We start from the raw sequence: 8,744 nt of genomic DNA on the forward strand, positions 1-8,744 counted from the left end.
TATGTGGACGCCGAGTGGCGGTCACACCCCTACGCACCCCTTGGGGCATTGCCGGTACAGGGATTGGTGATGCGGTGGCATTCGATGCCGCGAGGACGGCGGACAGGGAATTGCGCACCGCAGCGCATCAGCTTTTCGCGGGCCGCAGAGTGGACCGGAGAACGCTTTTCGGATCGACGGCCACGACGTCGAAGTTCCGGGTGGTGCACTTCACCCGCCGGAACAGATTGTCGGGACCGGTGATGTAGAGCTTCCGCACACCGAGGCCGAGCAGTGAATCGACGACCTCGGGCCAGTTGATGGCCTTGTCGAACGTGTCGAGCAGCATGGTCCGCATGGCGTCCGCGGTGCGCACGACACTGCCGTCCTGGTCGGCGACGACGGTGAGCTTCGGGTCCCGGATCTCGTACCGGGACAAGACCTCCTCGTCGGCCTTGCGGCGCAGCCCGCCGAACGCCTCGGCGTGCACGGGCGGGCGCATCGTGTACATGGAGTAGCCGCCCATGGCGCCGACGGCCCTCTTCAGGCCGTCCAGGAGGTGCTCCCGCACCGACACCATGAGGAAGCCCTCGTCGAGCCGGCCGGAGATGTCGTACCAGTCGCCGTTCGCGGTGAGCCCGTCCAGATACTCCTGGAAGGGTTCCGCCGGGACCCGCACACAGGAGTGGGTCACCACGTCCTGGTGCTCGGAAGCGAAGAACTCCTGCTCGCATCGGGCCAGTTCAGCCGTCATGCGGACGGTGTCCGCGAAGTCGAGCGCCCCTGTCCAGGCGGCCGCGGCCTTCTGCCCGAAGCTCGGCCCGACACAGTAGTCGGGGCGCATCCCGAGGAGGTCCTCGGCGCGGTCGGCCAGCGCGAGGGAGTTCGCCAGGAAGGCCACCTGCGTGTACTCCGAGTAGTCGTCCTCGGCTCCGTGGAACCGGTCTAGGAGCGAGTACCCGAGCGCCTTGTCGGCGGCCGATATGCGGCGCCTCGCGTACCTGTCGAGAACCATGAATTTGCCGACCGCGGAAAAGCTTGACGGCCCCATCCCCGGAAATACGACAGCTGTCTTCTCTTCCATCAGATTTCACCCACAGTCAGCCAGCGGACAGCATGGCCGACGCTATGGGGGCCGGCAGGCCCCCGGCCACCCCATAGGCCCCCTAAGGCAACCCCGTAGACACCCCTTGACGTTCACGGCACGGCCCGCGGTCACCGCGCCGACCCGTCCCGCATGTCACACAGGCAGGGGGGATAGGGGTTGCCTGTGCCGCCCGGCGGAAAATAGCGTGTGCCTGCCGGAGCAGGCGGTCCTCGGCCGGCAGTTCCCCATTCGATCCGGCCGGGCCACACCGACGGCATCGACATGCGGCTCGCGCGGCGTGAGCGGGCGGAGCCTCCCGGAATTCCATTGATTCCCCGACCAGCATCGCCGAAACGGCCCGAAGGGTATTCCTGATGACGTCACCCAGCCCGGCTTCAATGAGCATGCTTGTTCCGGACTTCCCCTTCTCCTACGACGACTGGCTGCGCCATCCCGCCGGTCTCGGGGAATTGCCCCCCGATCGCGCCGGCACGCCGGTGGCCGTGATCGGTGGTGGCATCTCCGGGCTGACGGCCGCGTACGAACTGATGCGGCTCGGCCTGCGGCCCGTCGTGTACGAGGCCGGCGAGCTGGGCGGCCGCATGCGGGCCGTCCCCTTCGCGAGCCGCCCCGAATACGTCGCCGAACTCGGGGCGATGCGCTTCCCGAAGTCGGCGCGGGCCCTGTTCCACTACATCGACCTGCTCGGCCTGGACACCCGGCCGTTCCCCAACCCGCTGGCACCGGACACCCCCGGCACGCTCATCGACGTCAACGGCCGCCAGCACTGGGCCCGTTCGCAGGACGACCTGCCGCCGCTCTACCAAGAGGTCGCCGAGGCCTGGGAGAAGACGCTCCAGGAGCTGGCCGAACTGTCGACGGTGCGCGGCGCGATCCAGCAGCGCGACGTCGTGACCCTCAAGGCCGTCTGGAACCGTCTGGTCCGCGACCTCGACGACCAGTCCTTCTACGGCTTCCTGGCGTCCTCGTCCTCGTTCCACTCCTTCCGGCACCGTGAGGTCTTCGGCCAGGTCGGCTTCGGCACGGGCGGCTGGGACACCGACTTCCCCAACTCCGTCCTGGAGATCCTGCGGGTCGTCTTCACCGAGGCCGACGACGACCAGCTCTCCATCGTCGGCGGTGTGCAGCAACTGCCCCGTGGCCTGTGGGAGCGGCGGCCCGCGTCACCGGTCCACTGGCCCGAGGGCACCTCCCTCTCCACACTGCACGGCGGCGGCCCGCGACCCGGCGTCGTGGGACTGCGGCGCAAGGGATCCGACTACGTGGTCGAGGACGCGTCCGGGGACGTCAGCGCCTACCCGGCGGTGGTGTTCACGCCGCACCTGTGGACGTTGCTGAACCGGATCGACTGCGAACCGGGGCTGCTGCCGACCGAACACTGGACGGCGGTGGAGCGCACGCACTACATGAGCTCCTCCAAGGTCTTCGTCCTCACGGACCGCCCGTTCTGGCGCGACATCGACCCGCGCACCGGCCGGGAGACGATGGGCATGACCCTCACCGACCGGATCGCCCGCGGCGTGTACCTCTTCGACAACGGAGCGGACCGACCTGGCGTGATGTGCCTGTCGTACACCTGGAACGACGACTCGCTGAAGTTCTCCACCCTCTCCCCGGGCCGGCGCCTGGACGTACTCCTCGACCGGCTCGGCGAGATCTACCCGGGGGTGGACATCCGGTCGCACATCATCGATGAGCCGATCACCGTCACCTGGGAGAACGAGCCCCATTTCATGGGCGCGTTCAAGGCGAACCTGCCGGGCCAGTACCGGTACCAGCGGCGGCTGTTCACCCACTTCATGCAGGACCGGATGGACGCGTCGCACCGCGGGTTCTTCCTCAGCGGCGACGACGTCTCCTGGACCGCGGGCTTCGCCGAGGGCGCGGTGACCACCGCGCTGAACGCGGTGTGGGGCGTGGTCAACCATCTGGGCGGCCGCACCCCGGCGGCCAACCCCGGCCCCGGCGACCTCTTCGACCGGCTCGCCCCGGTGGAACTGCCCTACGCCTGAGCCGGTTGTGTTTGTCCATCAATCCCCATGCTCCTCGCGGAACGAGGTATCACCAACATGACCAGGACCGGACCGGATGTGCGGGCGGGCAACGTCTCGACTCTGCCTCAGGCGCTCCGTCTGCGCTGCGAGAAGCAGCCCGACGAAGCCGCCTACGTATTCCTGCGCGACGGTGAGGAGCCCGGCGGGTCCCTCACCTACCGGCAGCTGGAGGCCGACGCGGGCTCCCGCGCCGCCGCCCTGGAGCGGGCCGGGCTGAGCGGCGGCAACGCCGTGCTGCTCTACCCCTCGGGTCTGGAGTTCGTACGAGCGCTGCTCGGCTGCATGTACGCGCGAGTGGCCGGCGCCCCGGTCCAGGTGCCCACCCGGCGGCGCGGCGTGGAGCGGCTGCGCCGCATCGCGGACGACGCGGGTACCAGCACCGTCCTGACCACCGGCGCCGTCAAGCGGGACCTGGAGGAACGGTTCGGCGATCTGCCCGAGCTGGCCGGGCTCACGCTCATCGACACCGAGGCGCTGCCGGACGCCCCGTGGACGGGCGAGGGCCCGGGCCCCGAGGACATCGCGCTGCTCCAGTACACCTCGGGCTCCACCGGCGACCCGAAGGGCGTGATGGTCACCCACGCCAACTTCCTGAGCAACGTCGCTGAGACCGAGGAGCTGTGGCCGGCCGGACCCGACGGTGTGGTCGTCTCCTGGCTGCCGCTCTTCCACGACATGGGCATGCTCTTCGGCGTGCTGATGCCCCTGTGCTCGGGCATCCCCGCCTATCTGATGGCGCCCGAGGCCTTCATCCGCAGGCCCGGCCGTTGGCTGGAGGCGATAGCGCGGTTCCGCGGCACGCACGCCGCCGCGCCGAGCTTCGCGTACGAACTCTGCGTACGGGCCCAGCAGGACGGCAAGGTCGCCGCGGACATCGACCTGTCGAGCTGGCGGGTGGCGGCCAACGGCGCCGAACCCGTGCGCTGGCGAGCCGTGCGCACGTTCGCGGAGACGTTCGCACCGGCCGGCTTCGACCCCGCCGCCATGAGCCCGGGCTACGGCCTCGCCGAGAACACCCTCAAGGCCACCGGCAGCCGCCTCGGCGAGGAGCCGACCGTCCTCTGGGTGGCCGCGGAGGCCCTGCTGGCCGGCCGGGCGGACCTGCGCGCCCCGGGCGCCGTGGGAGCACAGCCCCTGGTGGGGTCGGGCTTCCCCGTGTCCGGCACCCGGGTGCGGATCGTCGACCCCGTGGCGCTGACCGAGTGCCCCGAGGGCCGGGTCGGCGAGATCTGGGTGAACGGGCCGTGCGTCGCCGCCGGCTACCTCGGGCGGGAGCGCGAGAGCGAGGAGACCTTCCGAGCGGTCATCGCCGGGCAGGACGGCCCCGGCGACGCGACGTATCTGCGCACCGGCGACCTGGGCTTCCTGCTCGACGGGGAGCTGTATGTGACCGGCCGGTTCAAGGACGTCATCATCCGCAACGGCCGGAACTTCTACCCGCAGGACATCGAGCTGTCCGCCGAGAACGCGGCACCGGGCCTGCACCCGAACGCCGCCGCGGCGTTCTCCGTGGACGACGGCGAGAGAGAGCGCCTGATCGTCGTCGTCGAGGCCGACGGCAGGGCCCTGCGGGGCACAGGACCGCAGGAAATGAAGGACCTGGTCCACCGGGCCGTCTACGAACGCCAACGGCTGGAGACGGACGAGGTCGTCGTCGTACGGCGCGGCCTCCTGCCCCGTACCACCAGCGGCAAGGTGCAGCGCCGAGCCTGCCGCGAGCGATACCTGAACAACCAACTGAAGCCTGCCGTGGCAGCGGAGCGGAGCGCCTGATGGCTTCGGAAGAGACGTCCGACAACCCTCCCCGCAACGGGACGGCCGCGCGCCTGGCGGAGTTGCGGCGCCGCCGCGACGAACTCGCCGCGCACGCCGACTCCGACGCGGTCAGGCGTCAGCACGACAAGGGCAAGATGACGGCCAGGGAGCGCATCGACGCGCTGCTCGACCCCGGGACGTTCGTCGAGCTGGACGCCTTCGCCCGCCACCGCAGCCACGACTTCGGCATGGAGCGCAACCGTCCGCTGGGCGACGGTGTGATCACCGGCTACGGCAAGGTGGACGGCCGCAAGGTGTGCGTGTTCGCCCAGGACTTCACGGTCTTCGGCGGCAGCCTCGGCGAGAAGTACGGCGAGAAGATCGTCAAGGTGATGGACCTGGCCCTCAGCACCGGCTGCCCCATCATCGGCATCAACGACTCCGGCGGCGCCCGCATCCAGGAGGGCGTGGTCTCGCTCGCGTACTACGCCGAGCTGGTCAAGCGGCACGTCGAGGGCTCGGGCGTCATCCCGCAGATCTCGCTGATGATGGGCCCCTGCGCGGGCGGCGCGGTGTACGCGCCGGCGATCACCGACTTCGTGGTGATGGTGGAGGAGACCTCACACATGTTCGTCACCGGTCCCGAGGTGCTGCGCACCGTCATGGGGCAGACGGTGCAGCGTGAGGAACTGGGCGGGGCGCTGAGCCACAACACCGTCTCCGGAAACGCCCATTACCTGGCGCAGGACGAGAAGGACGCGTTCGAGTACGTCCGGCTGCTGCTCAGCCATCTGCCCTCCAACAACATGGAGGACCCGCCGGACTACGACGTGACCGAGCCCGAGGGCCTCACCGAGGCGGACCTGGCCCTGGACACGCTGATCCCCGACAGCCCCAACCAGCCGTACGACATGCGCAGGGTCATCCGTACCGTGCTCGACTCCGGTGAACTCCTGGAGGTGCAGCCGCTGTTCGCGCAGAACGTCGTCTGTGGCCTGGGGCGGGTCAACGGCCAGAGCGTGGGCATCGTCGCCAACCAGCCGATCGTCCAGGCGGGCGCCCTGGACATCGACGCCAGCGAGAAGGCGGCGCGCTTCATCCGCATGTGCGACTCCTTCCACGTGCCGATCCTCAGCTTCGTCGACGTGCCGGGTTTCCTGCCGGGCCTCGAACAGGAGCAGGGCGGCATCATCCGCAGGGGCGCCAAGCTCATCTACGCCTACGCCGAGGCCACCGTGCCGATGGTCACCGTGGTCACGCGCAAGGCGTACGGCGGCGGGTACGGGGTCATGGGCTCCAAGCACCTGGGCATCGACGTCAACCTGGCCTGGCCGACCGCCGAGATCGCGGTCATGGGAGGCGAGAGCGCGGTGAGCGTGCTGCACCGCCGCGCGGTGGCGGAGGCCGAGGACCCGGCCGCCGAGCGGACCCGGCTGCGCGAGGAGTACGAGCAGGCGCTGTGCAACCCGTACACGGCCGCCGAGCGCGGCTACGTGGACGCGGTGATCATGCCTCACGAGACCCGGGCGAGCATCGCGGGCGCACTGGAGACACTGCGCGGCAAGCGAGCCCACCGGCTGCCGCGCAAGCACGGCAACATCCCCCTGTGAGCGCTCGGGACGAGGGGGTCACCACCCCCCACGAGGCAGCCGGGCTGCGGGTGGAGCGAGGCCGTCCGACGGGAGAGGAACTCGCCGCGGTGGTGGTCGCGGTGACGACGCTGCTGACGGAGCGGACGGCGAGCCGGGACACCGCGGGCCCGTGGCCGCGCCGCCGCTGGGGCGCGCCCGCGCAGCGCATGACACGCCCGCCCGAGCGAGGCGGGTTCGGTGGCTGACCGGGACACGGCCGGGCAGGCCGCCCGGCGCCGCGCGGCGGTCGCCGCCATCAACGACCACGTGGGACGTAGGAGTTCATCGTGCACAAGATCCTGATCGCCAACCGTGGCGAAATCGCTGTCCGTGTTGCCCGGGCGTGCCGGGATGCGGGGATCGCGAGCGTAGCCGTCTACGCAGATCCCGACCGGGACGCTCTGCATGTGCGGGCGGCCGATGAGGCGTTCGCGCTGGGCGGTGACACCCCGGCCACCAGCTATCTGGACGTCTCCAAGGTGCTGGCGGCGGCCAAGGATTCGGGGGCGGACGCGATCCATCCCGGTTACGGCTTCCTTTCGGAGAACGCCGACTTCGCGCAGGCCGTCATCGACGCGGGCCTGATCTGGATCGGCCCGCCGCCGCAGGCCATCCGCGACCTGGGGGACAAGGTCGCCGCGCGGCACATCGCGCAGCGTGCCGGTGCCCCGCTGGTCGCGGGTACCGCCGACCCGGTCTCGGGTGCGGAGGAGGTCGTGGCCTTCGCCGAGGAGCACGGCCTGCCCATCGCGATCAAGGCCGCCTTCGGTGGTGGCGGGCGCGGCCTGAAGGTCGCCCGCACCCTGGAAGAGGTCCCGGAGCTGTACGACTCGGCGGTGCGCGAGGCGGTGGCCGCCTTCGGGCGGGGCGAGTGCTTCGTGGAGCGCTACCTGGACAAGCCCCGGCATGTGGAGACCCAGTGCCTGGCCGACCAGCACGGCAATGTGGTCGTGGTCTCCACCCGTGACTGCTCGCTCCAGCGCCGCCACCAGAAGCTGGTGGAGGAGGCCCCGGCGCCCTTCCTCTCCGAGGCGCAGGTCGAGGAGTTGTACGCCTCGTCCAAGGCGATCCTCAAGGAGGCCGGCTACGTCGGCGCAGGCACCGTGGAGTTCCTCGTCGGTGTGGACGGCACGATCTCCTTCCTGGAGGTCAACACCCGCCTCCAGGTCGAGCATCCGGTCACCGAGGAGGTCGCCGGCATCGACCTGGTGCGTGAGATGTTCCGCATCGCCGACGGCGAGGAGCTGGGCTACGGCGATCCGGAACTGCGCGGGCACTCCCTCGAGTTCCGTATCAACGGCGAGGACCCGGGCCGCAACTTCCTGCCCGCGCCCGGCACGGTCACCAGGTTCGAGGCTCCCTCGGGCCCGGGTGTGCGTCTGGACGCGGGTGTGGAGTCCGGCTCGGTCATCGGCCCGGCCTGGGACTCGCTGTTGGCCAAGCTGATCGTCACCGGCGCCACCCGTGAGCAGGCGTTGCAGCGTGCCGCGCGTGCTCTGGCGGAGTTCAATGTGGCGGGCATGGCCACCGCCATCCCCTTCCACCGTGCCGTCGTCAAGGACCCGGCGTTCGCCCCCGAACTGACCGGCTCCAGTGACCCCTTCACGGTCCACACCCGCTGGATCGAGACCGAGTTCGTCAACGACATCCCGGCCTTCACCGCACCCGCCACCGACACCGGGACGGACGCCGTGGACGCGGCCCGCAGGACCGTGGTGGTCGAGGTCGCGGGCAAGCGCCTGGAGGTCTCCCTCCCCGAGTCCCTGGGCGCCGCGGTCGCCGGTGCCGCCTCCGGTGGCGGCAGGAAGGCCCCGCGGCGCAAGAGCGGCTCCAATGCGTCGGCGGCGGCCTCCGGTGAGTCGCTGACCTCCCCGATGCAGGGAACCATCGTGAAGCTCGCCGTCGCGGACGGCAGCCAGGTGGAGGAGGGCGACCTCGTCGTGGTCCTGGAGGCGATGAAGATGGAACAGCCGCTCACCGCCCACCGTGCCGGGACCGTCAAGGACCTGTCTGCCGTGGTGGGCGCGACGGTCTCGGCCGGGGCGGTCATCTGCGAGATCAAGGACTGACCCGCTGCCGCGGCGCGTGTGACGGAGCCGGGCCCCCCCCCCCCCCCCGGGGGGGGGGGGGGGGCGGCCCCCCCCCCCCCCCCCCCCCCCCCCCCGACGCCGCGCCGGCCCCCCGCCGGGGCCGCCCGCTGCCATCCGTAGGCGCAGT

Annotated in this window: 6 protein-coding genes; 5 read left to right on the forward strand and 1 reads right to left on the reverse strand. The window is 70.7% G+C overall.

What is annotated here, in order from left to right:
• Positions 1-127: 127 nt before the first annotated feature.
• On the reverse strand, positions 128-994 hold the full coding sequence (locus ACIQU3_RS31550; protein WP_403744002.1) for an ACP S-malonyltransferase: 867 nt from the start codon (positions 992-994) through the stop codon (positions 128-130).
• A 470-nt stretch (positions 995-1,464) separates the two neighbouring features.
• Here ACIQU3_RS31550 and ACIQU3_RS31555 point away from each other — a divergent pair, with 470 nt between their 5' ends.
• From ACIQU3_RS31555 to ACIQU3_RS31575, 5 genes are all read left to right on the forward strand, one after another.
• Positions 1,465-3,099 (forward strand): FAD-dependent oxidoreductase, encoded by a 1,635-nt coding sequence (locus ACIQU3_RS31555; RefSeq protein ID WP_391255254.1) that lies wholly within the window; start codon positions 1,465-1,467, stop codon positions 3,097-3,099.
• Positions 3,100-3,156: 57 nt separating this feature from the next.
• On the forward strand, positions 3,157-4,914 hold the full coding sequence (locus ACIQU3_RS31560; RefSeq protein WP_403744006.1) for a fatty acyl-AMP ligase: 1,758 nt from the start codon (positions 3,157-3,159) through the stop codon (positions 4,912-4,914).
• Positions 4,914-6,506 (forward strand): acyl-CoA carboxylase subunit beta, encoded by a 1,593-nt coding sequence (locus ACIQU3_RS31565; RefSeq protein ID WP_403744008.1) that lies wholly within the window; start codon positions 4,914-4,916, stop codon positions 6,504-6,506. The genes ACIQU3_RS31560 and ACIQU3_RS31565 overlap by 1 nt, the downstream gene beginning before the upstream one ends.
• Positions 6,503-6,733 (forward strand): acyl-CoA carboxylase subunit epsilon, encoded by a 231-nt coding sequence (locus tag ACIQU3_RS31570; RefSeq protein WP_403744010.1) that lies wholly within the window; start codon positions 6,503-6,505, stop codon positions 6,731-6,733. The genes ACIQU3_RS31565 and ACIQU3_RS31570 overlap by 4 nt, the downstream gene beginning before the upstream one ends.
• Before the next feature lie 81 nt (positions 6,734-6,814).
• A complete protein-coding gene (locus ACIQU3_RS31575; RefSeq protein WP_403744012.1) occupies positions 6,815-8,596 on the forward strand; it encodes an acetyl/propionyl/methylcrotonyl-CoA carboxylase subunit alpha in 1,782 nt (593 codons plus the stop codon).
• Positions 8,597-8,744 lie beyond the last annotated feature (148 nt).

This window comes from Streptomyces sp. NPDC101110 (assembly GCF_044759525.1).
GTDB lineage: Bacteria > Actinomycetota > Actinomycetes > Streptomycetales > Streptomycetaceae > Streptomyces.